General features: G+C 63.0%; 24 protein-coding genes. 13 read left to right on the plus strand and 11 right to left on the minus strand.

Annotated features, from left to right (window positions below; translation table 11 throughout):
• Positions 1 to 53: 53 nt before the first annotated feature.
• The 3 genes from sbmA to V6766_RS10625 form a co-directional block, all read right to left on the minus strand.
• The gene (sbmA, locus tag V6766_RS10615) at positions 54 to 1328 is read right to left on the minus strand and encodes a peptide antibiotic transporter SbmA (protein ID WP_448466216.1); all 1275 of its coding nucleotides are present in this window, start codon (positions 1326 to 1328) and stop codon (positions 54 to 56) included.
• A gap of 118 nt (positions 1329 to 1446) precedes the next feature.
• Positions 1447 to 2208: a type I methionyl aminopeptidase gene (gene map / locus V6766_RS10620; protein WP_448466218.1), complete on the minus strand. Its 762-nt coding sequence runs from the start codon at positions 2206 to 2208 to the stop codon at positions 1447 to 1449.
• Positions 2209 to 2221: 13 nt separating this feature from the next.
• Complete coding sequence (locus tag V6766_RS10625) at positions 2222 to 3268, minus strand: LLM class flavin-dependent oxidoreductase (protein ID WP_448466220.1); 1047 nt, start codon at positions 3266 to 3268, stop codon at positions 2222 to 2224.
• A 252-nt stretch (positions 3269 to 3520) separates the two neighbouring features.
• Between V6766_RS10625 and V6766_RS10630 the strand changes: the two genes are divergently transcribed.
• The 7 genes from V6766_RS10630 to V6766_RS10660 all read left to right on the plus strand — a co-directional run bounded on the left by V6766_RS10630 (position 3521) and on the right by V6766_RS10660 (position 12861).
• Positions 3521 to 4297: a 3-hydroxybutyrate dehydrogenase gene (locus V6766_RS10630; RefSeq protein ID WP_448466222.1), complete on the plus strand. Its 777-nt coding sequence runs from the start codon at positions 3521 to 3523 to the stop codon at positions 4295 to 4297.
• Between the two features lie 30 nt (positions 4298 to 4327).
• Positions 4328 to 5791, plus strand: a complete 1464-nt coding sequence (gene xdhA, locus V6766_RS10635) for a xanthine dehydrogenase small subunit (RefSeq protein ID WP_448466224.1) — start codon at positions 4328 to 4330, stop codon at positions 5789 to 5791.
• Between the two features lie 3 nt (positions 5792 to 5794).
• Positions 5795 to 8140 (plus strand): xanthine dehydrogenase molybdopterin binding subunit, encoded by a 2346-nt coding sequence (gene xdhB / locus V6766_RS10640; protein ID WP_448466226.1) that lies wholly within the window; start codon positions 5795 to 5797, stop codon positions 8138 to 8140.
• Between the two features lie 3 nt (positions 8141 to 8143).
• Entirely contained in the window at positions 8144 to 8983 is an 840-nt protein-coding gene (gene xdhC / locus V6766_RS10645) for a xanthine dehydrogenase accessory protein XdhC (RefSeq protein WP_448466228.1), read from the plus strand.
• A gap of 97 nt (positions 8984 to 9080) precedes the next feature.
• Positions 9081 to 10319, plus strand: a complete 1239-nt coding sequence (locus tag V6766_RS10650; protein ID WP_448466230.1) for a urate hydroxylase PuuD — start codon at positions 9081 to 9083, stop codon at positions 10317 to 10319.
• Positions 10316 to 11614, plus strand: a complete 1299-nt coding sequence (gene guaD / locus V6766_RS10655) for a guanine deaminase (RefSeq protein ID WP_448466232.1) — start codon at positions 10316 to 10318, stop codon at positions 11612 to 11614. The genes V6766_RS10650 and guaD overlap by 4 nt, the downstream gene beginning before the upstream one ends.
• A gap of 98 nt (positions 11615 to 11712) precedes the next feature.
• Entirely contained in the window at positions 11713 to 12861 is a 1149-nt protein-coding gene (locus V6766_RS10660) for an alpha-hydroxy acid oxidase (RefSeq protein ID WP_448466234.1), read from the plus strand.
• A gap of 244 nt (positions 12862 to 13105) precedes the next feature.
• Here the strand turns inward: V6766_RS10660 and V6766_RS10665 are convergent, their stop codons facing one another.
• From V6766_RS10665 to V6766_RS10695, 7 genes are all read right to left on the minus strand, one after another.
• Positions 13106 to 13846, minus strand: a complete 741-nt coding sequence (locus V6766_RS10665; RefSeq protein ID WP_448466236.1) for a metallophosphoesterase family protein — start codon at positions 13844 to 13846, stop codon at positions 13106 to 13108.
• Positions 13846 to 14202 (minus strand): hydroxyisourate hydrolase, encoded by a 357-nt coding sequence (gene uraH / locus V6766_RS10670; RefSeq protein ID WP_448466238.1) that lies wholly within the window; start codon positions 14200 to 14202, stop codon positions 13846 to 13848. Before uraH ends, V6766_RS10665 begins: the two co-directional genes overlap by 1 nt.
• Complete coding sequence (locus tag V6766_RS10675) at positions 14199 to 14696, minus strand: ureidoglycolate lyase (protein WP_448466240.1); 498 nt, start codon at positions 14694 to 14696, stop codon at positions 14199 to 14201. Before V6766_RS10675 ends, uraH begins: the two co-directional genes overlap by 4 nt.
• A complete protein-coding gene (gene alc / locus V6766_RS10680) occupies positions 14693 to 15724 on the minus strand; it encodes an allantoicase (RefSeq protein WP_448466242.1) in 1032 nt (343 codons plus the stop codon). Before alc ends, V6766_RS10675 begins: the two co-directional genes overlap by 4 nt.
• 3 nt (positions 15725 to 15727) lie before the next feature.
• Positions 15728 to 16222: a 2-oxo-4-hydroxy-4-carboxy-5-ureidoimidazoline decarboxylase gene (gene uraD / locus V6766_RS10685; protein ID WP_448466244.1), complete on the minus strand. Its 495-nt coding sequence runs from the start codon at positions 16220 to 16222 to the stop codon at positions 15728 to 15730.
• Entirely contained in the window at positions 16219 to 17154 is a 936-nt protein-coding gene (gene puuE, locus V6766_RS10690) for an allantoinase PuuE (RefSeq protein WP_448466430.1), read from the minus strand. The genes uraD and puuE overlap by 4 nt, the downstream gene beginning before the upstream one ends.
• A 126-nt stretch (positions 17155 to 17280) precedes the next feature.
• Entirely contained in the window at positions 17281 to 17997 is a 717-nt protein-coding gene (locus V6766_RS10695) for a DUF1045 domain-containing protein (protein WP_448466246.1), read from the minus strand.
• A 448-nt stretch (positions 17998 to 18445) separates the two neighbouring features.
• Here V6766_RS10695 and adhP point away from each other — a divergent pair, with 448 nt between their 5' ends.
• Positions 18446 to 19471 (plus strand): alcohol dehydrogenase AdhP, encoded by a 1026-nt coding sequence (adhP, locus tag V6766_RS10700; RefSeq protein WP_448466248.1) that lies wholly within the window; start codon positions 18446 to 18448, stop codon positions 19469 to 19471.
• Positions 19472 to 19570: 99 nt separating this feature from the next.
• Here adhP and V6766_RS10705 read toward each other — a convergent pair whose 3' ends face one another.
• Entirely contained in the window at positions 19571 to 20713 is a 1143-nt protein-coding gene (locus V6766_RS10705; RefSeq protein WP_448466250.1) for an NAD(P)/FAD-dependent oxidoreductase, read from the minus strand.
• Between the two features lie 76 nt (positions 20714 to 20789).
• Between V6766_RS10705 and mnmD the strand changes: the two genes are divergently transcribed.
• From mnmD to V6766_RS10730, 5 genes are all read left to right on the plus strand, one after another.
• Positions 20790 to 21476 carry a tRNA (5-methylaminomethyl-2-thiouridine)(34)-methyltransferase MnmD gene (gene mnmD / locus V6766_RS10710; RefSeq protein ID WP_448466252.1) on the plus strand — a complete coding sequence of 229 codons (687 nt, stop codon included), beginning with the start codon at positions 20790 to 20792 and terminating at the stop codon, positions 21474 to 21476.
• A 277-nt stretch (positions 21477 to 21753) separates the two neighbouring features.
• On the plus strand, positions 21754 to 23118 hold the full coding sequence (locus tag V6766_RS10715) for a DEAD/DEAH box helicase (RefSeq protein ID WP_448466254.1): 1365 nt from the start codon (positions 21754 to 21756) through the stop codon (positions 23116 to 23118).
• A gap of 387 nt (positions 23119 to 23505) precedes the next feature.
• Complete coding sequence (locus V6766_RS10720; RefSeq protein WP_448466256.1) at positions 23506 to 24927, plus strand: circularly permuted type 2 ATP-grasp protein; 1422 nt, start codon at positions 23506 to 23508, stop codon at positions 24925 to 24927.
• Positions 24928 to 24929: 2 nt separating this feature from the next.
• Positions 24930 to 25868 (plus strand): alpha-E domain-containing protein, encoded by a 939-nt coding sequence (locus V6766_RS10725; RefSeq protein ID WP_448466257.1) that lies wholly within the window; start codon positions 24930 to 24932, stop codon positions 25866 to 25868.
• Positions 25869 to 25888: 20 nt separating this feature from the next.
• On the plus strand, positions 25889 to 26707 hold the full coding sequence (locus V6766_RS10730; protein ID WP_448466259.1) for a transglutaminase family protein: 819 nt from the start codon (positions 25889 to 25891) through the stop codon (positions 26705 to 26707).
• Positions 26708 to 26733: the final 26 nt, after the last annotated feature.

A 26733-nucleotide genomic window follows, 5' to 3' on the forward strand; every position in this document is an offset into this window, starting at 1 on the left:
CGGCGGGAGAAAGCAGCTGACGGGATGGGTGACAATCCCGTCCATTTCCGGTGTCAGCCCTCGGGATGCGGCTCCACAACGTCGCCGCCGGGCTCCTGATAGTCTTCTTGGTCGATCTCGGGCAATTTCTGGCCGAAGATCGCAGCCTCGAAGGCGGCGAGACGCTTGTAGATCGAGATCAGCTCGATGATCGTCGACCATGACATGACGAGATACTGGAACGAGCTTGCGACCTGCCCGAACGCCGTCACGATCTGCTGCACGAGACCATAGGTCACCGCGCCCGCGACGATCGCCGGAACGAGGATGAAATAGGCGAAGATATTGTCGGCCTGCAGGTAGAGCGAGCGGGCGAGGTTGAAATAGGTGTAGTGCAGATAGAGCCGGAAATAGTTGCGCCGCACATTGTCGAACAGTTCGACCAGGGTCTCCGGCTGGGCCCGGTCGGCATGGTCCTCGCCATAGACGAGTTCCTTACGATAGGCGGCTTCCACGCGCTGGTTGCGGAACTCGAGCCCCGGCAGCTTGACGCCGACCACCACCATCAGGATCGTGCCGAACAGCGACCAGAAGATCGCGGCGGTGAAAAGCGGCGCCGGGATTGCGCCGACGATCGGCAGTTCGGTGACATATTGCGACAGCGAGAACAGCACCGGCAGGAAGGCGATCAGCGTCATCACCGAATCGATCATCGAGACGCCGAGGCCTTCCATGATCGAGGCGAAGCGCATCGTGTCTTCCTGCACGCGCTGGGAAGCACCCTCGATATGGCGCACCCGCTCCCACATGCCGGTGTAGTAATCGTTCATTGCCGTGCGCCAGCGGAAAATATAGTGGCTGACGAAGAAGCGCGTGACGATGAACAGCGTGACGGACAGGAAGGCGATCTGCAGGAAGATCAGCATCAGCGTGTAGAAATCCTGCGCGGTAATGCCGGCCTCGCCCTGCAGCGCTGCCTGCAGCGTATCGCCGAAGGGCCGGCGCCAGTTGTTGATCGCGACCGATATCTGCACCGAAAAATAGGTGATGAAGATGATCAGCTGCGAGCCCCAGACCGACCAGAGCTGCCATTTGCGATTATCGCCGACAATCCACCAGAACACGCCGAAAATGACCGAGAATACGGCGTAGTAGAGATAGAACCAGAGGAAATCCGGCGTGAAGAAATGCGCAAGTCCGATCGGTTGGTCGCCCTCCGGAAACGGCTTGAACCCCATGCTGACGCCGAGCTCGCGGACCACGCCGTACCAGCCGGCGATGGCGACCAGGGTCCATACCAGAGCGGAGAGGAAATACCATTTCGGACGGGGAAAGAATGACTGAAACAAGAGCAGGCCTTCCGGAAATGTTTGCGCTTTCGCAAGTCTTACGGCATTTGGCTTAACAAAGAGAAATTAAAGATAATTAAGGTGCCTCACATTCCCGTGGGCAGCCGCCGCGGCTAAATCACCCTGCGGCGCCCTCGCCCAGGGTCAGCACCAGCGGCCCGTTGCGGGTGGCCACGATCGTGTGCTCGAACTGGACGGTGAGCGCGCGCGGCTGGGAATAGAGCACCCATTCGCGGTCTTCCTCCTCCGCCCATTCGCCGCCGAGCGAGAGGAACGGCTCGACCGTGAAAACCTGGCCTTCGGCGATGATCCGCCGCTCGGCCTTGTCCGGCCAGGTGGAAAGCTCGGCGGGCTCCTCGTGCAGCGACCGGCCGATGCCGTGGCTTGCGAGATTCTGGATCAGCGAATAGCGGTTCTTGCGAGCAAAATCGCCGATCGCATTGCCGATCGCGGAAAAGCCGCTTCCGGGTTTGACCTGATTGATGCCGGTCCACATCGCCCGCTTGCCGTCGCGGCATAGGCGCTTGACCTTGGAGGTGACCGGCGGCACGGCGAAGGACGCGCCGGTATCGGAAAAGAAACCGTCCTTTTCGGCCGAGACGTCGATATTGACGAGGTCGCCCGCGGCGATCACCCGGTCTCCGGGAATGCCGTGGGCCACTTCCTCGTTGACCGAAATGCAGGTCGCGCCGGGAAAGCGATAGGTCACCTCCGGCGCCGACTGCGCGCCATTTTCTTCCAGGAAAGCGCGGCCGATATTGTCGAGTTCGAGCGTGGTGATGCCCGGCTCCAGCGCCGCCGCCATTTTTTCGATCGCGGTGGCGCAGATCCGGCCGATATCCTTCAGCGCGGCCAGTTCTTCTTCAGTCTCGACAATCATGGGACGCTTTCTTTCAGACCGGCTCTCCCTGAGCCAGCATTTCCTTCACCATCGGCGCGACTTTCGTGCCGTAAAGTTCGATGGCATGCAACACTTCATCATGCGGCACAAGCCCGACGGCGAACTGAATCATGAACCGGTCGAGCCCCATGATGCGCTGATGGGCGACGATCTTCCGCGCCAGTTCCTCCGGCCCGCCGACGAAAAGCGCGCCTTCCGGCCCGCGCGTGGCATCATATTGCGCCCGGCTTTGAGGCCCCCAACCGCGCTCGCGCCCGATCCGGTCCATCACCGTCTTTTGCGGCTCGTAGAAGGTGTCTGCGGCCTTTTCGGTGGTGTCGGCGAGAAAACCGTGGACGGAGATCGCGCGCTTGAGCTTCGATACGTCATGCCCCGCCTGCTCGCCGGCCTTCTTATGAAAATCGAACAGCGGCGCGAACCGGCGCGGTTGGCCGCCGAGAATGGCGATGATCAGCGGCAGGCCGAGAAAGCCGGCGCGCGCCATCGACTGCGGCGTGCCGCCGGCCGCGATCCACACCGGCAGCGGGTCCTGCACCGGACGGGGATAGACCGGCAGGTTGTTGATCGGCGCCCGGGTCTTGCCCGACCACGTCACCGTCTCGTTGTCGCGGATCCTCAGCAGCAGTTCGAGCTTTTCCTCAAACAGCTGGTCATAGGCTTCCAACGGATAGCCGAACAGCGGGAAGCTCTCGATGAACGAGCCGCGCCCTGCCATGATCTCGGCGCGGCCTCCCGACAGAAGGTCGACGGAGGAGAATTGCTGGAACACCCGCACCGGATCATCCGAAGACAGGATCGAGACCGCACTGGTGAGGCGGATGTTTTCCGTGATCGTCGCCGCACCCGCCAGCACGGTCGCCGGCGAGGACACCAGATAGTCGACGCGGTGATGCTCGCCGACGCCGAAGACATCAAGCCCGACGCTGTCGGCGAGCTTGATCTCCTCCATCAGGTTCTTCATCCGCTTTTCGGCCTCACGGCCGCGATCGATGCCATCGGCGGGATCGACATCGGCAAAGGTGAAAACGCCCAGTTCCATGAGACTGTCCCTACGGTTGGAATTGCTTGCCCCCGATATGGAGCAGGCAGGCGGCATTGTCACGCCGGGAACAGGCTTCAACGGCGAAACGCAGTGTTCACCATCCGCCGCTGGCCGGGCGCGGCAAAAAACGACCAACCGGTCAAAATTTCTGCCCCACCCATGCCATTCTGGGGCCTCGCGGCGATTGCATGGCCCCATATTTGCGCATAACCTTTCTTGCAAACAACAAAAACGGGAATGGTTCGACACATGGCACGCACGGTCGTCATAACAGGCTCCACAAGCGGCATAGGGCTCGGCATCGCCGAAGGCTTTGCGGCCGCCGGCGACAACATCGTGTTGAACGGCTTCGGCAGCCAGGCGGAGATCGACGCGGCGGTCGAACAGATTGGTGCGCTCGGCAGCGGATCGGTGATCTACCACCCCGCCGACATGACGAAGCCGGACGAGATCGAGGCGATGATCGCATCGGCCGCTGATACCTTCGGAGGCATCGACGTGCTGGTCAACAATGCCGGCATCCAGCATGTCAGCGCGATCGAGGATTTTCCGCCAGACAAGTGGGACCGGATCATCGCGATCAACCTGACGAGTTCGTTCCATACCATCCGCCACACCGTGCCGCTGATGAAGAAGTCGGGCTCGGGCCGCATCATCAATCTGGTTTCCGCCCACGGCCTCGTCGCCTCGCCGTTCAAGGCCGCCTATGTCTCGGCCAAGCACGGCATGATGGGGCTGACCAAGACCGTGGCGCTGGAGCTTGCCGAACACAGGATCACGGTCAACGCGATCTGTCCCGGCTATGTGCTGACGCCCCTTGTGGAGGCGCAGATACCCGATACCGCCAAGGCGCGCGGCATGACCGAGGAACAGGTGAAATCGGACGTGCTGCTGGCAGCCCAGCCGACCAAGGAATTCGTGACCGTCGAGCAGATCGCCGCGACCGCGCTCTATCTGGCAAGCGATGCCGCCGCCCAGGTGACCGGCACCCATATTTCGATCGATGGCGGCTGGACGGCTAAGTGACGCTCGAACGAGCGGATTGAAGGACAATTGATGACGATACGGTTCATACTGAACGATGAGGAAATCGCGCTTGATGCGTTGTCGCCATCGGAGACGCTGCTCGACTATCTGCGCATCAAAAAGCGGCTGACCGGTTCCAAGGAAGGCTGCGCTGAGGGCGATTGCGGGGCCTGCACCGTGCTTGTCGGCCGGCTGACGCGCGGCAGGCTGGTCTACGAGACCGTCAACGCGTGCATCCGCTTCGTGGCCTCGCTCAACGCCACTCATGTGGTGACGATCGAGCATCTGGCGACAAAGGACGGCGCACTGCACCCGGTTCAGCAGGCCATGGTGGACCTCAACGGCTCGCAATGCGGCTTCTGCACGCCGGGTATCGTGATGTCGCTTTATGCGCTGTGGATGGAAAACGAGAAGCCGTCGCGCTTCGCCATCGAAAAGGCGTTGCAGGGCAATCTCTGTCGCTGCACCGGCTACGAGCCGATCGTGAAGGCCGCCGAGAAGGCCTCGGCCACCCGCCCCGACGCCGCCTTCGACGCGATCGCCCGTGAACGCGACAGCGTGATGGCAAGGCTTGCCGGCATGAAGACGGACGCCACGATCACGGTTGGCGACGACAGCAGCCGCGCCATTATTCCAGGCTCGATCGAAGCGCTTGCCGATACACTGAAGGAATATCGCGACGCCACCATCGTCGCCGGCTCCACCGATGTCGGGCTGTGGGTCACCAAGCAGATGCGCAGGCTGAACCCGATGGTGTTCATCAATCAGCTCGAAGAACTGCAGACCATCACCGAGACGGACAATAGCTTCATCATCGGCGCGGGCGTGACCTATTCCGAGGCGCTGCCAGCGCTGGCGGAAAAGATTCCGGCTTTTTCCCGGCTGATCTTCCGCATTGGCGGCGAGCAGGTGCGCAATATGGGCACGATCGGCGGCAATGTCGCCAATGGCTCCCCGATCGGCGACACCCCGCCCGCCCTGATCGCGCTCGGCGCCACGCTGACGCTGCAATCGACGGAAGGCTCCCGCACGATCGCGCTGCAGGACTATTTCCGCGACTATGGCAAGCAGGACCGCAAGCCCGGCGAATTCGTGCTGTCGCTCACCGTGCCGAAGCCCGCGTCCGGCAGCCACTTCGCCGTCTACAAGGTTGCCAAGCGGCGCGAGGAGGATATTTCCGCCGTCTGCGGCGCGTTCTATCTGAAGCTCGCCGAAGACGGCACGGTCGCGACCATCCGCATCGCCTATGGCGGCATGGCGGGGATACCCAAGCGCGCTTCCCATGTGGAGGCGGCGCTTTCCGGCAAGCCCTGGAACAGCGAAACAATCGAGACGGCGCGCGTGGCCTTCGAGGACGACTACCAGCCGATGACCGATATGCGCGCCACCGCCGCCTACCGCATGCTGACGGCGAAGAACCTTTTGACGCGGTTCCTGCTCGAGACCGGCGGCGACGCGCAGGAACTGCGCCGTTTTGCCGAAGAGGAGGCGTAAGCGATGGACAAGGCAATCCACGACACCGCCAAGCTGAAGGCCGAGATCTCCGGCGGCATCCACAAATCCCGGGTCCATGATTCCGCCCACAAGCATGTGGCCGGCACCGCCGAATATATCGACGACATGCCGGAACCCGCGGGCCTGCTGCATGCCGGCGTCGGCCTTTCCGACCGGCCGCATGCGAAGATCGTCGCCATGGACCTCTCCAAGGTCGAGGCAGCCCCCGGCGTGGTCTGCGTTCTCACCGGCAAGGACGTGCCCGGCGTCAACGACATTTCCTCGGGCGGGCACCACGACGAGCCGCTGTTTGCCGACGAAATCGTCGAATATCACGGCCAGCTCATCTTCGCCGTGATCGCCGAGACCCGCCATCAGGCGCGCGCGGCGGCGAAACTGGCCGAAATCACCTATGAGGACCTGCCGTTCTGGACCAGCGTGCGCGATGCTTTGGCTCATAACGCGCCGGACGTGATCACGCCGCTCAGGCTTCAGCGCGGCGATGCCAAGGCGGCGCTTGAGACGGCGAAAAACCGGATCACCGCCGAAATGGAAATCGGCGGACAAGAGCATTTCTATCTGGAAGGCCAGATCGCGCTGGCGATCCCCGGCGAGGATGACGAGGTGGCCGTCTGGTCCTCCACCCAGCACCCGAGCGAGATCCAGCATATCGTCGGGCATGTCCTCGACATCCCCTCCAACGCCGTCACCGTCTACCAGCGGCGCATGGGCGGCGGCTTCGGCGGCAAGGAAACGCAGGGCAACGGTTTTGCGGCGGTCGCAGCCCTGGCGGCGAAGAAGCTGAACCGGGCGATAAAATTCCGCCCCGACCGCGACGAGGACATGATCATGACCGGCAAGCGGCATGATTTCGTTGCCTTCTACGATATCGGCTATGACGATGACGGCGTGATCGAGGCGATCGACGCCACCTTCGCCGCCCGCTGCGGCTTTTCCGCCGATCTATCCGGCCCGGTGACCGACCGCACGCTGTTTCACGCCGATAGTTCCTATTACTATCCGAACGTCCATCTGGTGACGCGGCCCTTGAAGACCCACACCTGCTCCAATACCGCCTATCGCGGTTTCGGCGGGCCGCAGGGCATGCTGGCCGGCGAGCGCTTCATCGAGGAAATTGCCTATGCGCTGGGCAAGGACCCGCTCGATATCCGCAAGGCCAATTTCTACGGGCCGAACGGTTCCGGCCGCGATGTCACGCCCTATCACCAGACGGTGGAGGACAATATCATCCTGCGCGTGGTCGAGGAGCTGGAGGACAGCGCCGATTACCGCGCCCGACGACAGGCGATCATCGACTTCAATAGGACGAGCCCGATCATCAGGAAGGGCATCGCGCTGACGCCGGTGAAATTCGGCATCTCCTTCACCATGACCGCCTTCAACCAGGCAGGCGCGCTTGTCCATGTCTATCAGGACGGGTCGGTGCAGCTGAACCATGGCGGCACGGAGATGGGCCAGGGGCTCTATATCAAGGTGGCGCAGGTGGTGGCCGACGTGTTCCAGATCGACCTGGAGCGGGTCAAGATCACCGCTACCACCACCGGAAAAGTGCCCAACACATCCGCCACCGCCGCCTCGTCGGGCTCCGACCTCAACGGAATGGCGGCCTATAATGCGGCAAAGGAAATCAAGGACCGGCTGATCGCGTTCGCGGCGAGCCACTATCAGGTCGCGGCCGAGGACATCGAATTCCTTCCCAATCGTGTGCGGGTCGGGAGCAAGGAAATCCCCTTCCCCGATCTGGTGAAAGCCGCCTATTTCGGCCGTATCCAGCTTTCGGCGGCGGGCTTCTACAAGACCCCGAAAATCCACTGGGACCGGGCGGCGGGCAAGGGAAGGCCGTTCTACTATTTCGCCTATGGCGCGGCCTGCACCGAGGTTTCGATCGATACGCTGACGGGCGAATATATCTTCGAGCGCACCGACATTCTCCACGATGTCGGCCGCTCGCTGAACCCGACCATCGATATCGGCCAGATTGAGGGCGGCTTCGTTCAGGGTATGGGCTGGCTGACGACCGAGGAATTATGGTGGAACGACAAGGGGCATCTCAGAACCCACGCGCCCTCCACCTACAAGATCCCGCTCGCCTCCGACCGGCCAAAGATCTTCAACGTCAAGCTCACAGATTTTTCCGAAAACCGCGAGCCCACCATCGGCCGTTCCAAGGCCGTCGGCGAGCCGCCCTTCATGCTGGCGATCTCCGCGCTCGAGGCGATCTCGATGGCCGTCGCCAGCGTCGCCGACTATCGCGTCTGCCCGCGCCTCGATGCGCCGGCCACGCCGGAACGCGTGCTGATGGCGGTGGAGCGGATGAAGCAGGTGTGAGTGATGCGTGAGACGGAGACATATCGGCGGTTCTTCGCGACGCACGGTCCATCCGTCATCGTCACCGTCGCCGCGATCAAGGGCTCGACCCCGCGCGAGGCCGGGGCCGCGATCGTCGTCTCGACTGACGCCACCTGCGGCACGATCGGCGGCGGGCAGCTTGAATATATCGCGATCGACCACGCCCGCGCGCTGCTTGCGGGCCGCACGGCGGAATCCCGGCTCGATATCGCGCTCGGCCCGGAGATCGGCCAGTGCTGCGGCGGACGCGCGGAACTGGCATTCGAGGTCGCCGCCGCAGCGGCGATCGCGGCATTTCTTGCGCGGCTTGAGGCCGAGACCGCCCGCCAGCCCTCGGTGTTCATCTTCGGCGGCGGCCATGTCGGCTCGGCGCTGGCGGCAGCGCTGGCGCCGCTGCCCTTCAACACCGCAATCGTCGAAACCCGGCCGGAGATGGTCGAGGCGTTGCCCGATGACGTGGAGCTTCGGCTTTCCGCCCTGCCGGAGGCGGAAGTTGCCAACATTCCCGCAGGCGGCGCAGCGGTTATCCTCACCCATGACCACGCGCTCGATTTCCTGATCGCCACCGAGGCGCTGAAGCGTGACGACCTTTGCTATTGCGGCATGATCGGCTCGAAGACCAAACGCGCTACATTCCTCCGTTACGCGCGCGAGCAAGGCCTCGCCGACACCGCAATCTCCCACCTTGTCATGCCGATCGGCGGCAACGCGGTTTCCGACAAGCGCCCGGCGGTGATTGCCGCTCTGGTTGCAGCTGAACTGATTTCGGTCATTCATGCCGCAAAAGCGGGCAGGCTGCACACTGCGGATGCAGCCCGGTAGCGCCTTCCTATCTATTTGCGATCATTTGCAAAACATCTCTTTTTTTTCGCGCAGAAATTGCGCATCATCGGGACGATCTTAGTTTTGGGGACACTTTATGTTTGAACTCGCCATCATGTGGGAGTGGGCGCAATTCGCCGTGCGCTGGCTGCATGTCATCACCGCCATCGCCTGGATCGGCTCTTCCTTTTATTTCATCGCGCTCGATCTCGGCCTCGTCGCCCGTCCCGGATTGCCCGAAGGCGTTTCCGGCGAGGAATGGCAGGTCCATGGCGGCGGCTTCTACAATATCCAGAAATATACGGTTGCGCCCGCGCACATGCCGGAGCATCTGATCTGGTTCAAGTGGGAATCCTATTTCACCTGGATGTCGGGCTTCCTGATGCTGGCGCTGGTCTATTATGGCGGCGCGGACCTGTTCCTGGTCAACCGCAGCGTGCTCGACGTTTCCGCCCCGGTCGCGATCCTGATCTCGTTGGCATCGCTGTCGATCGGCTGGCTGTTCTATCACTATCTGTGCAAATCGCCGCTCGGCAAGCACACGATCGGCTTGATGCTGCTGCTCTATGTGCTGCTGGTGTTCATGGCCTGGGGCTATTCGCACCTCTTCACTGGCCGCGCCGCCTTCCTGCATATGGGCGCGTTCACGGCGACGATCATGACCGCCAACGTGTTCTTCGTGATCATCCCGAACCAGAAGATCGTGGTCGCTGATCTGAAGGCCGGAAAGACGCCCGATCCGAAGCTCGGCAAGGAAGCCAAGCAGCGTTCGCTGCACAACAACTACCTGACGCTGCCGGTCATCTTCTTCATGCTGTCGAACCACTATCCGCTGGCATTCGCGACCACCTATAGCTGGATCATCGCCTCGCTGGTGTTCCTGATGGGCGTCACCATCCGGCACTATTTCAACACCGTGCATGCCCGCAAGGGTGAGCCGAACTGGACCTGGCTGCTGACGGCGCTCATCTTCATCGTGATCATGTGGCTGTCCACCTCGCCGCAATTTTTCAAGGCGGAAGACCCCGACATGGCGGTCGCCCCCGCTTTCGAGAAATTTTCGCAGGACCCGCATTTCGCCGACGCCAAACAGGTGGTTTCGACGCGCTGTTCGATGTGCCACATGGCGGAGCCGGTCTATGAAGGCATTCACCGCCCGCCGCTCAATGTGCGCTTCGAGACCGACGCTGAAATCGCATCGCGCGCCAACCAGATTTACTTGCAGGCTGGGCGCAGCCATGCCATGCCTCCGGGTAACGTGACCGGCATGACGCCGGACGAACGGGCAAAGCTGGTGGCATGGTACAGGTCGAGCACGCAGGCAAAGAGCGAATGATCCTCAGGGGGCGGTTGCTGTCGTTTCACCGCCGCCCCGAGGACCTGTCGGATGCGGGAAGCTATCTCTACGAGGAGGATGGCGGCCTGCTGATCGAAGACGGCCGCATTGCCGCCTGCGGCGCGTTTGGCGATGTCAGGGCGCAGGCGCCGGAGGACGTCGCCGTCATCGATCACCGCCCGCATCTGATCCTGCCGGGCCTGATCGACACCCATCTCCATTTCCCGCAGATGCAGGTGATCGGATCCTATGCCGCGAACCTGCTGGAATGGCTCAACACCTACACCTTCGTCGAGGAACAGCGCTTCGTCGATCCCGCCCACGCGGCCCGCATCGCCGTCGCCTTCTTCGACGAGATGATCCGCCAGGGCACGACCACGGCCGTTGCCTATTGCTCGGTCCACAAGGCCTCCGCCGACGCCTATTTCGCGGAAGCCGCGCGCCGCAACATGCTGATGCTCGGCGGCAAGGTGATGATGGACCGCAACGCGCCGGACGCGCTGACGGATACGCCGCAATCGAGCTATGACGACACCAAGGCCGTGATCGCCGACTGGCACGGCAGGGGCCGCAACCACGTCGTCATCTCACCGCGCTTTGCCATCACCTCCACGCCGGAGCAGATGGAGATGGCCGCCGCACTTGCCCGCGAACACCCCGACCTCCACATCCAGACCCATCTTTCGGAAAACCTGGCCGAGATCGAATTCGCCTGCTCGCTCTATCCCGAGGCCAAGGACTACACCGACATCTATGCGCATTACGGCTTGCTGCGCCCCAACATGCTGCTCGGCCACGCGATCCACCTGTCGGAGCGCGAACGCGACGCCCTGTCGGAAACCGGCGCAGTCGCCGTCCATTGCCCGACATCGAACCTGTTCCTCGGTTCCGGCCTGTTTCCGCTGAAGGAATTCGAGCGCCGGGACAGGCCGGTGCGCATCGCGGTCGCCACCGATATCGGCGGCGGCACCAGCTATTCGATGCTGAAGACCATGGACGAGGCCTACAAGATCCAGCAGTTGCGCGGCGAACGCCTGACGCCCCTGGAGAGCGTCTTCCACATGACCCGCGGCAATGCCGAGGCGCTTGGCCTTGCCGACCGGATCGGCACGCTGGAGCCGGGCAGCGATGCCGATATCGTTGTACTCGATGCGCGCGCGACCCCCGCCATGGCGCTGAAGATGGAGGCCGTCACCACGCTTGCCGAGGAGCTGTTCCTGCTGCAGACGCTCGGCGACGACCGGGCGATCGCCGAGACCTATATCGCCGGCAGGCCGGCTAAATCCGGGCTCTGACACCGCTTGCCCGGCTGCGTACCGCCGTCGTGTTTGCAGGCTTGGCGCGGCACGGCGGATTTGCCATAAGCGATATGCGGCGTTTACCGGAGAGACCGATGTTTTCTGAACCATTGACGATTGCCGACCTGAAGAAGCGGGCGAAGCGGCGGGTGCCGAAGATGTTCTACGACTATGCCGACAGCGGCGCGTGGACGGAAAGCACCTACCGCGCCAATGAGGCGGATTTCGCGAAAATCCATCTGCGCCAGCGGGTTCTGGTCGATATGTCGGATCGCTCTCTCGCAACCACCATGGTGGGCGAGAAGGCCTCGATGCCGGTCGCGCTCGCGCCCACCGGGCTTTGCGGCATGCAACATGCCGATGGCGAAATCCTCGCAGCCCAGGCGGCCGAGGAGGCGGGCGTTCCCTTCACCCTGTCGACCATGAGCGTCTGCTCGATCGAGGATGTTGCCGAGCACACGACAAGGCCGTTCTGGTTTCAGCTCTATGTGATGAAGGATCGCGGCTTCGTCGAAAGCTTGATCGGCCGCGCCAAAGCCGCCGGCTGCAGCGCGCTGGTGCTGACGCTCGACCTGCAGATTCTCGGCCAGCGCCACAAGGATATCGTCAACGGGCTCTCGACCCCGCCGAAGTTCACGCCGAAACATGTCTGGCAGGTCGGCACCCGCCCGTTCTGGGCGCTGGAAATGCTGCAGACCAAGCGCCGCTCGTTCCGCAATATCGTCGGCCACGCGCCGGCCTCCTCCGACCTCTCCTCGCTTGCCGTCTGGACCGCGGAACAGTTCGACACAAGGCTTTCATGGGCCGATGTCGAATGGATCCGCGAGCGCTGGGGCGGCAAGCTGATCCTCAAGGGCGTGCTCGATACCGAGGACGCCGCAATGGCGGCCAAGACCGGCGCCGACGCCATCATCGTCTCCAACCATGGCGGCCGCCAGCTCGACGGCGCGCTGTCCTCGATCTCGATGCTGCCGAAGATCGTCGATGAAGTCGGCGGCGATATCGAAATCCACATGGATGGCGGCATCCGCTCCGGACAGGATATCCTGAAAGCCCGCGCGCTCGGCGCGAAAGGCACCTATATCGGCCGCCCCTATCTCTACGGCCTCGGCGCCATGGGCAAAAAAGGCGTCACCCGCGCCCTCGAAATCCTGCGCAAGGAACTCGACGTGACGATGGCGCTCTGCGGCAAGCGCGATATCGAGGAGATCGACCGCAGCATCATCGCGAAGGTTGATTTTTGAGGGCGCCGCAGAGGGCGCTTAATCTTTTGGGGAGATATGCCGCTTGCTCCCATTCCTCTCTCCCGCTGGCGGGAGAGATGCCCCGACAGGGGCAGTGAGGGTGGCGCGGCATCTCGTCTCGTGAGGGTGTTCGAGGGGATACTCTCCCCCCTCACTGTCGCTTTCGCGACATCTCTCCCCTCCGGGGCGAGAAGATTGGGGGGCTGTGCGGCGAGGCCAAAGACGGCTCGTTCGGGGCGATAATTTACCCCACCCAGCCGGTCGCCAGCACGCTGGCCCAATCCTCATACCCCCGCTCTCGCGCCATTGCGACCATCCGGCTCGTATCATAGCGCACCTGGCGGAAGGTCGGGGTCCAGCCGGCTTCCGTTTTATCGATAAGCGCGTAGCAGGCGAACGGGGTCGCGGTTTCGAGCTTGTGGTCGACGGGGATGTGGTAGGCAAAGCCCGGGCAGCCGACGGAGCCTGGATTGACGATCAGGCGGCCGTCGGCGAGCATCGCCGAGCGGGCGACGTGACTGTGGCCGCACAGGATCAGCGGATAGGTGATGCCCGCCGCGAAGGCCTCGATCTCATGCTGACCGCGCAGCGTGAAGCGGCCATTGTCGAGCAGTTCCTCCATCCACATCACATCATCGTCCTGCGGCGTGGCGTGGCACAGATACACCTCCTGCGCCACCACGGCGGCGCTCGGCATGTCCCGGATCCATTGCAGGTGCGCGTCGGAAAGCTCGCCGAAGATCGGCTGCTCCCAGTCGCCCATCTCCTCGAACGGCCGGTCGACAAGGGCACGATCGTGATTGCCGCGCACCGTCGTCAGGCCGAGCGGCAGCAGGCGGGCGGCGGTTTCGCCGGCGGCGAGCGGGCCGGACAGGCTGTCGCCGAGATTGACGATCAGATCCGGCTGATGCTGCTCGATATCGGCAAGCACCGCCTCGAGCGCATCGATATTGCCATGGATATCGGCGATCGCGGCGATTTTCATCAGCTGCCCCGATAGGTGGAATAGGCGTGCGCGGAGACGAGCAGCGGCACGTGGTAATGGGCGGTGACATCGGCGATGGCAAACCGCAGCGGGATATCCTCCAGGAAGGCGGGCTCGGTCAGCGTCGCGCCGGTGCGTCTGAGATAGTCGCCGGCATGGAACACGAGTTCATACTGGCCCGGCTCGACTTCCTCCGATGTCAGCATCGCGCCGCCATCGATCCGGCCGTCATCATTGGTGTAGACGGTCTTGAGAAAGATGCGCTCGCAGCCCTTGATGCGGTAGAGATCGATCTTCATCTCCGAAGCGGGCTGGCCAAGGGCGGTGTCGAGAACATGGGTGGTCAGGCCGGTCATGGGGTTGGCTCCTCGATGATGAAGGGATCGGAATAAAAATACTCCTCCAGATTGTCGCCCGGTCCGGCGCGATCGACAACCAGAAAATCGCTGCTCTCGCCGAGCGCCATCAGCGGATGGTGCCAGACATTGGCGTGGTAGTTCACGCCCTGCCCGCCCTCCGCCAGAAAGACACGCGGCGTCGAGGGCTTGCCGCCTTCATCCTCCGCGACCACCACCAGAAAGGGACGCGGCGACAGCGGCGAGAAGCTCTGGCTTCCCAGCGGATGCCGCTCCATCATGTCGATCGTATAGGGAAAGCGGCGCGGCGCGCCTCGGAAAATGCTGATGATCACCGCAGCACCCTCGCCCAGCGCTTCTGCGCGGGCAAGTTCGTGAAACCGCGTGGTCGTGCCGCCATTGATCATCCTGGCTTTCGCCGGGTCCGGCGAAATCACGGTCCCGAACGGGGCAAACGCCTCCGGCGTCAGCCGCTCGAGCGTCAGCCGCGTCACGCCTTCACCCCGTAAAGCCTGAGCCGGCTGATGCCGCCATCGGGGAAGATCGCCAGCCGCACATGGGTGACCGGGCCGATATCGGCGACGGCGCTGCCGCTGAATTCATGGATATGGTCGGCCTCAAGCTTGGTCTGCGGCAGGATCGGCTGCCAGTTTTCGGAGGCTTCGATCTCCTCCATGCTGAAAACGTCGTTCTGGTCCGGCAGGTTGGCCCCGAGCAGCATGCAGGTATCGGGATAATTGCCCTTGAAATGAGCGGTGTCCACAACCGCGCGGCGGATGATTCCGGGATGGCCGAGCTTGAAGATCACCCAGTCATGGCCCGGACCGCGCCGGCGCGCCGTCTCCCAGCCATCGCCCATATTGACGCCGCGACCGGGCGCCAGCATGCGGTCGGGATGGCCGTAATGGGCATCCGACCAATGCAGCGCATGGGTGCCGCCGAAGATATAGGCAAGATCGATCTCCTCGTTCTCGCCGACCTTCTCCCAGTTGAAATAGGCCGAGCCATAGACCCTGAGCCGCGCAATGCCGCCATCGGGGAAGATATGGATTCGGAGATGGGTGAACACCTTCTGCCGGGTGTCCTGGTCCATCTCGAAATAATGGTGCTTGTCGGGACCGAGATCGGAGCGCGGGAGCACCTCCTGCCAGTCGGCATTCTCGTCCGGCTCGCCGCTTTCCATGAAGCAGCCCTCGATCGAACACTGCGGCGGGTAGTTGCCGGTGAAATAGCTGGTGTCGACATCGAAACCGCGGATGCGGCCGGGCATGGCGAGCCGGATGATCGCCCAGTCATGGCCGGGCACGCGCTTGCGGCGGCTTTCCCAGCCATCCATCCACTTGCCGTGCTCGTCATATTCGCCGGGCAGGAACACCGCGGCGTCATCCTTCAGCATGCGGGCAAGCGGCGCGAAGAACTGGTCCGTGGCGTAGATCGCCCGCGCGCCGAGCCGGGCGGAGGCAAGGTTGATCGCGCCGACCGCGAAATCGGGCAGGGCAACGGACGTTTCTTGTTCTGACATATATTACTCCGCGAGCATTTGGCGCAGCCTGAGACCGGCGATCTTCTCGACCTCAGCACAGGCTGTTTCAAGCTCGACGGCTTCGGAACTGTCGATCCGTTGCCGGAAGGCGGAGAGAATATCGTCCTTATTGAGGCCGCTGACCGCAATAATGAAAGGGAACTTGAACTTGTCTATATAGGCGGAATTGAGCTCAGTAAACTCCGCATGCTCTTCTGGCGACAGCCGGTCGAGGCCCGCGCCGGCCTGCTCGCGACGGCTTTCCTCGGTGAGTTCGCCGGCAATCGCAAGCTTGCCCGCAAGGTCCGGGTGGGCGCGGAGCACGCCGAGCCGTTCATCCTCGGGCGCCTCCCGGAACACCGTTGCAAGCGCTTCGGCAACGCCCGTTGCTGTCAGCGGCTCGCGGATCAGGCCCCGGTCATAGGCCCGCTCGGCGATGAACGGGGAGTGCTCGTAGACCCCGCCGAAACGGCTGACGAATTCTTCGCGGGCAATCATTGCGCATTCTCCTGCGGCAGGTGGTTTTCATACCAGTGGCGCGCGATTTCGATCCGCTTCGCCAGCCAGACCTTGTCGTGGTTCTGGACGTAATCGAGAAAACGCTTCAGCCCCGCCATCCGCCCCGGCTTGCCGACGAGCCGGCAGTGCAGCCCGATCGACATCATCTTCGGCGCGCCCTCGCGGCCCTCGTCATAGAGCGTGTCGAAGGCATCCTTGAGATAGGTGAAGAACTGCTCGCCGGAATTGAACCCCTGAGGCGTAGCGAAGCGCATGTCGTTATTGTCGAGCGTATAGGGGATGCGCAGGAACGGCTTGCCGTCCTTGGTGCGCACCCAGTAGGGCAAGTCGTCGGCATAGGTATCAGAGGAATAGAGGAAGCCGCCCTCCTCCATCACGAGGTCGAGCGTATTGATCGAGGGCTTGCCCTGATAGAGGCCATAGGGTCGCTCGCCGGTGATTTCGGTGTGCAGCCGCACCGCCTCGCGAATATGGGCGCGCTCGGTGTCAATGTCGAAATCCTTGTATTCGAGCCATCTGAGACCGTGGCTGGCGATTTCCCAGTTCGCCTCCTTCATGGCGGCGACGGCTTCCGGGTTTCGCGCCATCGCCTGGGTCACGCCATAGACGGTGACCGGGATTTCCATGCGCGTGAACAGCCGCCACAGCCGCCAGAAACCGGCGCGCGAGCCATATTCGTAGAGCGATTCCATGTTCATGTTGCGCTGGCCGGGCCAGGCCTCGGCGCCGACGATTTCCGACAGCAGGCATTCCGACGCCGGGTCGCCATCGAGAATGCAGCTCTCGCCGCCCTCCTCGTAATTGATCACGAACTGCACGGCGATATTGGCGTCATCCGGCCATTTCGGGTCCGGCGGATTGCGGCCATAACCCACAAGATCACGCGGATATGCCTTCGTTTCAGCGTCCATCATGCCCTCAATTCCATTCCTTGCCGACGGTAGACGACCGTCGCCATCGCCGGAAGAGATAAGGCGAAAAGGCCGGCAGGAATCAAGGGGAAAAGCCAGATCGGGCGGAAAGCCGCCGCGCAGCCTTTATGCCGACTGCCGCGCCCTGACGGCACCCATCGGATGCAGCGAATGGACGCAGAACGGCGCGCCGGGCTCCTCCTCGATGAACAGCGCGATATGATCGACCTCGACCGGCTCCAGCAGGATCGGCCCGAAAAACGCCGCCACCGAGCGTTCCATCCGCGCCATTTCGCTTGGGGAAAGAGGACCGGTCAGCGGCATGTGAAAGGAGAAGGCGGCAAGCACATCCGGTTCGCCCCAGCGGTGCAGGTTGTCAAACTGAACCGGCGTCAGCCCGCCCGACGCCCGCCGCTCGATCTCGGCCTCGGAAAGCGGCGCGCGGAAGGCGTCGAACTCGGTGACGATACTGGCTGCCAGCGTATCGAGCGCGGGCGTTGCCGTCATCGGCGCGAGCGCCAGAATATCGCGGCGATGCACGACCGTGAACGGCGGCAGGGTGAAGGGCTGAAAACGCATGGCAAAGCGCATCATCGCCTTCAGCAGCATGGATTCGTTCATGCCTTCGGCCAGATGGAACGGCGATTTCAGCATGCCCTGAAACCCGTAGCGGCGCGGCAACGCGGTGTGATAGGCGATTTCGGCAAGCGGCAGGCCGGAAATCATCGGCGGCTCGACCACCTCGCCGGAAAACGCGCTCCGCCCGATCCAGTTCGCGCCCACGATGGCGAGCCCGTCATGCGGCGATGGCGTAAAGCAGATGGCATAGCGTTCGGCAGGCATCGCGGATCACATGAGGAAACGGTTTCTCGCCTCTGAGATAGCCGATTCCAATGACACTGATACGACGGGCTTACCGTTTGCGGCGCGGCCAGGTGCGGCAATCTACACCATGGACAATCCGGCAGCACGTTCTATTCTTTTTAAGCGCAATGCCTGTGCATGACATCAAGGTGTCGGCCATCCCGGACCGCGCGAACGATCTGCGGTGCAAGATTGCCGGCATCGGTTGAAATGACAGGCGCATGCCAACCGGGAAAGGAAGCGTCGTGCACTTCGGTTGCAAATATTCCCGATCAGAGAACAGTCGCCTCCGCAGCGCCCTGAAGCAGGCTCTAGCAGGCGTTGGCCGATGTCCCGAAAACGATCGGTCGCCCCCGAAGACCGCCTTCCCCGGCCAAATCCCTTTGCGGAAGCTCCATTCCGCATTTTCTCAAGACAGGATGTTCCGATGGATAAGACCATGAAAGCCGCCGTTGTCCGGCAACTCGGCAAACCTTTGGTAATGGAGGAGGTCGCGGTCCCCTCGGTCGGACCGGGCCAGATTCTCGTCAAGATGGCCGCAAGCGGCGTCTGCCATACAGACCTGCACGCGGCGGAAGGCGATTGGCCGATCAAGCCCGAGCCGCCCTTCATTCCGGGCCATGAGGGCGTGGGACATGTTGTGGCCGTGGGCGCCGGCGTCAGCCATGTCAAGGAAGGCGACCGCGTCGGGGTTCCGTGGCTCTACACCGCCTGCGGCTGCTGCAAGCATTGCCTCGGCGGATGGGAGACGCTGTGCGAATCGCAGCAGAACACCGGCTATTCGGTCAATGGCAGTTTCGCCGAATATGTTCTGGCCGACCCGAACTATGTCGGACACCTGCCTGACAATGTCAGCTTCACCGAAATTGCGCCGATCCTGTGCGCAGGCGTCACCGTCTACAAGGGCCTCAAGGTGACGGACACGAAGCCCGGCGACTGGGTCGTGATCTCGGGCATTGGCGGGCTCGGCCATCTGGCCGTGCAATATGCAAAGGCAATGGGCCAGAACGTGCTTGCCGTGGATATCGACGACGCGAAACTCGATCTGGCGAAGCGTCTCGGCGCAAGTCTGGCGGTCAATGCGCGCAACACCGATCCGGTGGCCTTCGTGAAAAAGGAAATCGGCGGCGCGGAAGGGGTTCTGGTCACCGCCGTTTCGCCCAAGGCTTTCGAACAGGCGCAGGGCATGGTCCAGCGCGGCGGTACCGTATCGCTCAATGGCCTGCCGCCCGGCGACTTTCCGCTGCCGATCTTCGATACCGTGCTGAACGGCATCACGGTGCGCGGATCGATCGTCGGAACCCGGCTTGACCTGCAGGAGGCGCTGGATTTCGCTGGCGCGGGGAAGGTCAAGGCGACGATCAAGACCGACAAGCTCGAAAACATCAACGAGATCTTCGCCAAGATGCACCACGGCGAAATCGAGGGCCGTATCGTCATCGACTACCAGTGATCGCCGAGCCCGACAAAGCAAACAGCCGCATTCTGTCCGGATGCGGCTGACGACAGGCAGACAGAGCCGTTTTGCGTTTCGAAGGAAAGCAGAATGGCTCTATCGCTTTTCGCCATGGGCGCGTCTGCGATAGATCGAAAGATCGTAGATATCGGGCAGCGCGTCCACCGGCTGGCCGGCGGCAAGCCGCACGGCATGCCCCGCCAGGCGATGGGCGATACCGAAGCTGGTCTTGAAACCGCCGCCAAGCGCAATGACGTGCGGAGCGGCTTCGATCGCACCGATCATCGGCTCACGATGGACACCACGCGGCCGCAGGCCCGCCCAGCGCTCGATCACCGGCGCATCGGCAAGCGCGGGGACGATCTTGCGGGCCGTCTCTATCAGACCGTCGATCTGGTGATCGGCACCGAAGGGATCATCGAAATCGTCCTCGGTGGTCGAGCCGATGGCGACATGGCCGCCCTGGTGGGCGACGACATAGAGCCCGTTGTCGAAGATCACCGGCCATGCGGGATCGCAATCGAGCGCAAGCAGCGCCGCCTGCCCCTTCACCGGCCGGCCAAGCGGCTTTCCCTCAGGCGCAAGCAGCGGCTGGAGCAGCGGGAAAGCGCCGACGCCGGCGGACACGATAACATGGCCGAAGCCGACCCGCCCGCCATCTGCAAGCGCAAGGCTTGAGGCGGCGGCATCAATCTCCGCAACGCTTGCGGTCAGCCGCTTCACATGGCGCGCGCCGTTCAGGAAGGCGCCGAGCGCTTTCACCAATCCGCGCGGAAAAACATGGGCAGCGAAATCTTCATGGACGTAACCAAGCGCCGCTGGATCGGCCGCCGGCCAGTGACCGAGCGGAGGACGATCCACCACGGACCACGTGTAGCGCCGCGCGCCATCGCGCCAGTTTTGATCCGCGGCTTCGGCGCGCAGGCGCGCGGTTTCCACCTGCTGTTCGCCGTAAAGCGGCATCACCCGGCCGGCGCGGCGATAGCCGGTCGCGATGCCGGTTTCATCCTCAAGCATGCGGACCTGTCCCTCGAGCGCCGCCAGCGCCTCAAACTGGAACCGCTTCTTGTCGTCCCACTGGTCGGGCATATAGGCCATCAGCGCGCCGAGAAGGCCATTGCTGGTGACCGGCGCGCCGCTATCGATCAGCACCGTGTCGATGCCGGCCTTTTCGGCGTGATAGGCCGCCCACAGCCCCATGATGCCGCCGCCGATGATGGCGAGGTCGGCAGATGGCATTTGACCTGAGGGGGCGGGCGCGTCATTCATGCCGGCGATGGACCACAAACGGCGAACGGATGCAACAGGCACTTATATGACCGTGACATGGGATGATGCCGACCGGCCGTTTTCGGAGGCGTTTCAGGACCACTATTTCTCGAAGGCGGACGGGCGGGCCGAATGCGGCCATGTGTTCATCGACGCCAACGGGCTCGCCGAACGCTGGCAGGCGGGCGGGCCCTTCAAAATCGGCGAACTCGGCTTCGGCACGGGGCTGAACTTTTGCGAGACCTTGCGGCGCTGGAAGACGCTCAGACGACCGGACGGACATCTTGCCTTCACCTCGTTTGAACTGTTCCCGATGGGAAAAGCCGACATCGGCCGCGCCCTGTCGCACTGGTCCGAGATCAAGGCGGAGCGCGAGTTCCTAACCGCCCATTGGCCGGAGCGCCCCGAAGGCGTCATAACGATCGACGCGGACCCGCAAACCCGCCTCACCGTGATCTGCGCCGACGCGCTGGCGTCGCTGACCGCCCTCTCCGACCGGTACGACACCTGGTATCTCGACGGCTTCGCGCCTTCCCGCAATCCGGAGATGTGGTCGCAAGAGCTGATGCGCGCCGTGTTCGACCATACCGCACCCGGCGGTACATTCGGCACCTATGCCGCCGCCGGCTTCGTGCGCCGCAACCTTCAGGCGGCCGGCTTCACCGTCGAACGCCGCCCCGGCTTTGCCGGAAAGCGCGAAATGCTAGCGGGTTTTCGCCCCGCCGCGAGGTAAAGCTTGACTTTTGCCGGTCCGGGCATCATATCGAGCCCAGCTTTCCACCTGTTCGCATGCCGCGTGAGCATGCCTGGCGCAGATGACCCAAGACGGTCGCGTCAAGTCCGGGTCAAGCGCATGAGAAAAGTCCGGCACTCCCAGCCGGCGCGCGGAAGGCATTTTCCACCGATAAGTTCCCACTTCACGCGGGGCGCTTGAAACCGAAACCACCGGCATTTGCGTTTGGTCGCAATGCGCGGAGGGCTTTCGGCATGCCTTGAAAGGCGCTTTTGAATTGACTGAATTTAATACACTTGGACTTTCCGACCAGCTCGTGGCCCGCATTGCAGCCGAAGGGTACAAGACCCCGACGCCGATCCAGGCGAAGGCCATTCCGCTGGTGCTCGAAGGCCGCGACCTGATGGGCCTTGCCCAGACCGGCACCGGCAAGACGGCCGCCTTCGGCCTGCCGATCATCGACATGCTGCTGGCAAACGGCGGCAAGCCCGCGCCGAAGACCGTCAAGACGCTGATCCTCGCGCCGACGCGCGAACTGGTGAACCAGATCGCCGAAAACCTGCGCATCTTCGCCCGCAAGACGCCGCTCAAGGTCAACATCGTGGTCGGCGGCGCGTCAATCAATCGCCAGCAGCATCAGCTTGCCGGCGGCACCGATATTCTGGTGGCCACCCCCGGCCGGCTGCTCGACCTGCTTGATCGCAGGGCGCTGAACCTTGCCGCCGTGCGCTATCTGGTGCTGGACGAGGCCGACCAGATGCTCGATCTCGGCTTCATCCACGACCTGAAGAAGATTTCAGCACTGGTGCCGGACGAGCGCCAGACCATGCTGTTTTCGGCGACCATGCCGAAATCGATCGCCGAGCTCTCCAAGCGCTTCCTGACCAATCCGGAACGCGTTGAAGTGACGCCTCCGGGCAAGACCGCCGACAAGGTCGACCAGACCGTGCATTTCGTCGCCGGCAAGAACGACAAGGTCGAAATCCTGCGTCAGGAGCTTTCCAATAACCCGGATGGCCGCTCGATCGTGTTCCTGCGCACCAAGCATGGCGCGGAGAAGCTGATGAAGCATCTCGACAGCCGCGGCTTCGCCACCGCCTCGATCCACGGCAACAAGAGCCAGGGTCAGCGCGAGCGGGCGCTGAAGGCCTTCAAGACCGGCGAGATCAACGTTCTGGTCGCAACCGACGTTGCCGCCCGCGGCATCGATGTGCCCGGCGTCACCCATGTCTACAATTACGACCTGCCGGAAGTCGCCGACGCCTATGTCCACCGCATCGGCCGCACCGCGCGCGCCGGCAAGGAAGGCAAGGCAATCGCGTTCTGCACGCCCGAGGAATCGGCGCTGCTGCGCGATATCCAGAAGCTGACCGGCATCGAGATCACGGTCGCCAGCGGCGAACCGCATGCGATGGCCGAGCGCCCCGCCCGCGGTCGCGGCAATGGCCGTGGTCGCGGCGGCGCCGGTAATGGCAAGCCTGCCCGCCGCGCGCGGCCTTCCGCCAATGGCGGCCAGCGCCAGGGCGAGGCCCGCAACGGCGCTCCGCGTGACGGCGCGCCCCGCGAGGGCGCCAACCGCAACCGCCCGGCAAAGAACCGCCGCCCCCGCAACCGCCAGGGCGACCGTCGCCAGAGCGCCTGAGAAAGACGTTGCGAAACGCGCCGCGCTGTCGGCGATAATCGCAATCTTCCCTCTCATGGGTCATGCTCGGACTTGATCCGAGCATCCAGGCCACACGGAGAAGGGTGCCTGGACCCTCGGGTCAAGCCCGAGGGTGACTCGGAGATGGAAAACAGGGGCAAGCGCTCTCCTTCTACCAACCCGCCGCATCGCCGGCGGGTTTTGTTTGCGTGGAAAGCGCCTGCGGCGGGCAGAAGTTGCACACTAAATCGGCGGAGTGTTACGGAACTGCCTGTTTTTCGGCGCGTTTTATAAAAACGGGACTTTAAAAATGGTTGTCGCGCGGCAAGGCATGGTCCTTGCATTGCTGACGATGTTGTATTGATATGGAAGAAGAACAATCGGGGGATGAACGCTTTGGCATTCGATGAAATGATGACCGCGGACAACCAGCCGCGCGCGCCCTACCAGGATTATTATGACTGGTACAGTCAGCAAAATCCCGCATCATTGATCGCAAAATCCCGAGATGCCGAGAATATCTTCCGCAAGACCGGCATCACCTTCGCCGTTTACGGCCATGCCGACAGTTCGGAGAAGCTGATCCCCTTCGATATCGTGCCGCGCATCATCGCCGGGCGCGAATGGCGCAAGCTGGCCGCCGGCATCGAGCAGCGGGTGATCGCGCTCAACGCCTTCCTGAAGGACATCTACCACAAGCAGGAGATCATCAAGGCCGGTCGCCTGCCGCGCCGGCTGATCGAGGAGAACGACGCCTTCCTGCCGCAGATGATCGGCTTCGAGCCGCCCGGCGGCGTCTATACCCACATCGTCGGCACCGACATCGTGCGCACCGGCGAGGACCAGTTCTACGTGCTGGAGGACAACGCCCGCACGCCGTCCGGCGTCTCCTACATGCTGGAGAACCGGGAAACCATGATGCAGATGTTTCCCGAATTGTTCTACAAGAACCGGGTGCGCCGGGTGGAGGACTATCCGCAGCTCCTGCGCCAGAGCCTCGCCACGCTCGCCCCGCCCGGCTTTTCCGGCACCCGCACGCGCGTGGCGGTGCTAACCCCCGGCATCTACAATTCCGCCTATTACGAGCATTCCTTCCTCGCTGATATGATGGGCGTGGAACTGGTCGAGGGCCAGGATCTCCGCGTCATCGACGGCAAGGTGCAGATGCGCACCACGCGCGGCTATCAGGCGATCGACGTGATCTATCGCCGCGTCGATGACGATTTCCTCGATCCGCTGACCTTCCGCCCGGATTCCGCGCTCGGCATTCCCGGCATCATGGATGTCTACCGCGCCGGCAACATCACCATTGCCAATGCGCCGGGCACCGGCATTGCCGATGACAAGGCGATCTATTCCTACATGCCGGAAATCGTCGAGTTCTACACCGGCCAGAAACCGCTTCTGGAAAACGTGCCGACCTGGCGCTGCTCGGAACCGGAAAGCCTCGCCTACGTGCTCGACAACATCGCCGATCTGGTGGTCAAGGAAGTCCACGGCTCCGGCGGCTACGGCATGCTGGTCGGCCCGACGGCGAGCAAGAAGGAGCTTGAGGATTTCACCGCCAAGCTGCGCGCCCGGCCGGCCAACTACATCGCCCAGCCGACGCTGTCGCTGTCGACGGTGCCAATCCTGGTGAAGAAAGGCATCGCGCCGCGCCATGTCGACCTTCGCCCCTATGTCCTGGTCTCCGATCGCGTGCGCATCATGCCCGGCGGGCTGACGCGCGTGGCGCTGAAGGAAGGCTCGCTGGTGGTCAATTCCAGCCAGGGCGGCGGAACCAAGGACACCTGGGTGCTGGAGGACTGATCATGCTTGGAAAAACCGCAAACGGCCTCTACTGGATGTTCCGCTATATCGAGCGCGCCGAAAACATTGCCCGCCTTATCGATGCCGGCCAGCGCGTGTCGCTGACCCGCTCCAAGGGCGCCGACGACTGGGACGGCATCCTGCAAAGCGCCGGCGTTCAGGAGGCCTATTTCGAGGTCTACGACAAGCTGACGGCGGACAACGCCATCGACTTTCTGCTGCGCGACCGCCGCAATCCCTCCAGCGTCGTCTCCTGCATCGATTCCGGCCGCCAGAACGCGCGCATGGTGCGCACCGCGCTGACCCGGGAAACCTGGGAGGCGACCAACGAGTGCTGGATCGACACCCGCGGGCTTCTGGGCGCGAAGGTGAAGCCCGCCGACCTGCCCAAGGCGATCGACGTGATCAAGCACCGAACCGCGCTGATCCGCGGGGCCTTCCACGGCTCCATGCTCAGGAACGAAATCTACAATTTCGCCCATATCGGCACTTTCATCGAGCGCGCCGACAACACCAGCCGCATTCTCGACGTGAAATATTACGTGCTCTTGCCCTCTGTGCACCATGTCGGCACCTCGCTCGACAATCTGCAGTGGGAATCGATCCTGCGTTCGGTTTCCGCCCACCGCGCCTATGGCTGGGTGCATAACGGCGAATACCGGCCGAGCGAGATCGCCGAGTTTCTGCTTCTGGATGTGCAGCTTCCGCGCTCGCTTGCCTATTGCTACGAGAAGATCGTGCTGAACCTCGACTACCTGGCCGCCGATTACGGCGCCCGGGTGCAGGCGCACGAAACCGCCCATGCGATCCGCAACACGCTGAGAACGCAGAAGATCAAGACGATCATGGATAACGGCCTGCACGAATTTCTGGAGGATTTCGTCAGCCGCAACAATACCGTGAGCCAGCAGATCAGCGAGGGCTATCGCTTCTACGCCTGAAGCGAAGAGAGGGATCGACGATGCTTTTGAACATCCATCATGTGACTGAATACAGCTATGACGCGCCGGTTCAGTTCTCGCTGCAGCGGCTGCGACTGACCCCGGTGGACGGCAATGGCCAGACCGTGCGCGACTGGGCGGTTTCTATCGAGGGGGCAAAAAGCGAGGTTGCCTATACCGACCAGTACGAAAACCATGTGCGTCTGGTCTCCGTGGAGGGCGACCACAAGACCGTGCGCCTGACGGCAACAGGCACGGTGGAGACCCGCGACACCGACGGCATTTTTGGCCCCGCCTCGCCGGATATTCCGCTCTGGCTGTTCCTGCGGCCCACGCCGCTGACGCTTGCCGAGGAGCCGATCAAGGCGCTGGTCGCGCGGCTGGAAGGCGATTCCGTTCTCGCCCGGCTGCACGATCTGATGGCGGTGTTGCACAAAACGATGACCTTCAAGCCCGGCGCCACCTCGACAGCGACCACCGCCGCCGAGGCGCTGGAAAACAAGGAGGGCGTGTGCCAGGACTACGCTCATATCGTGATCGCCGCAGCGCGCGCCATGAAGGTGCCGGCGCGCTATGTCTCGGGCTATCTCTACATGGAGGAAGGCCCCAACCAGACGGCGGGCCACGCCTGGGCGGAATGCTATCTGGAGGGTCTCGGCTGGGTCGGCTTCGACGCCGCCAACAAGGTCTGCCCGGACGAACGCTATGTCCGCATCGCCACCGGCCTCGACTACCGCGACGCCGCCCCCGTCTCCGGCATGACCATCGGCGGCGGCCATGAGACGCTCGCCGTAAAACTCACCGTGGCCGGCCAGAGCCAGTCGCAGAGCCAGAGCTGAGCATGTTATTCATCTTTTTGCGGCAC

The sequence above is a fragment of the Martelella sp. AMO21009 genome, from assembly GCF_053484295.1.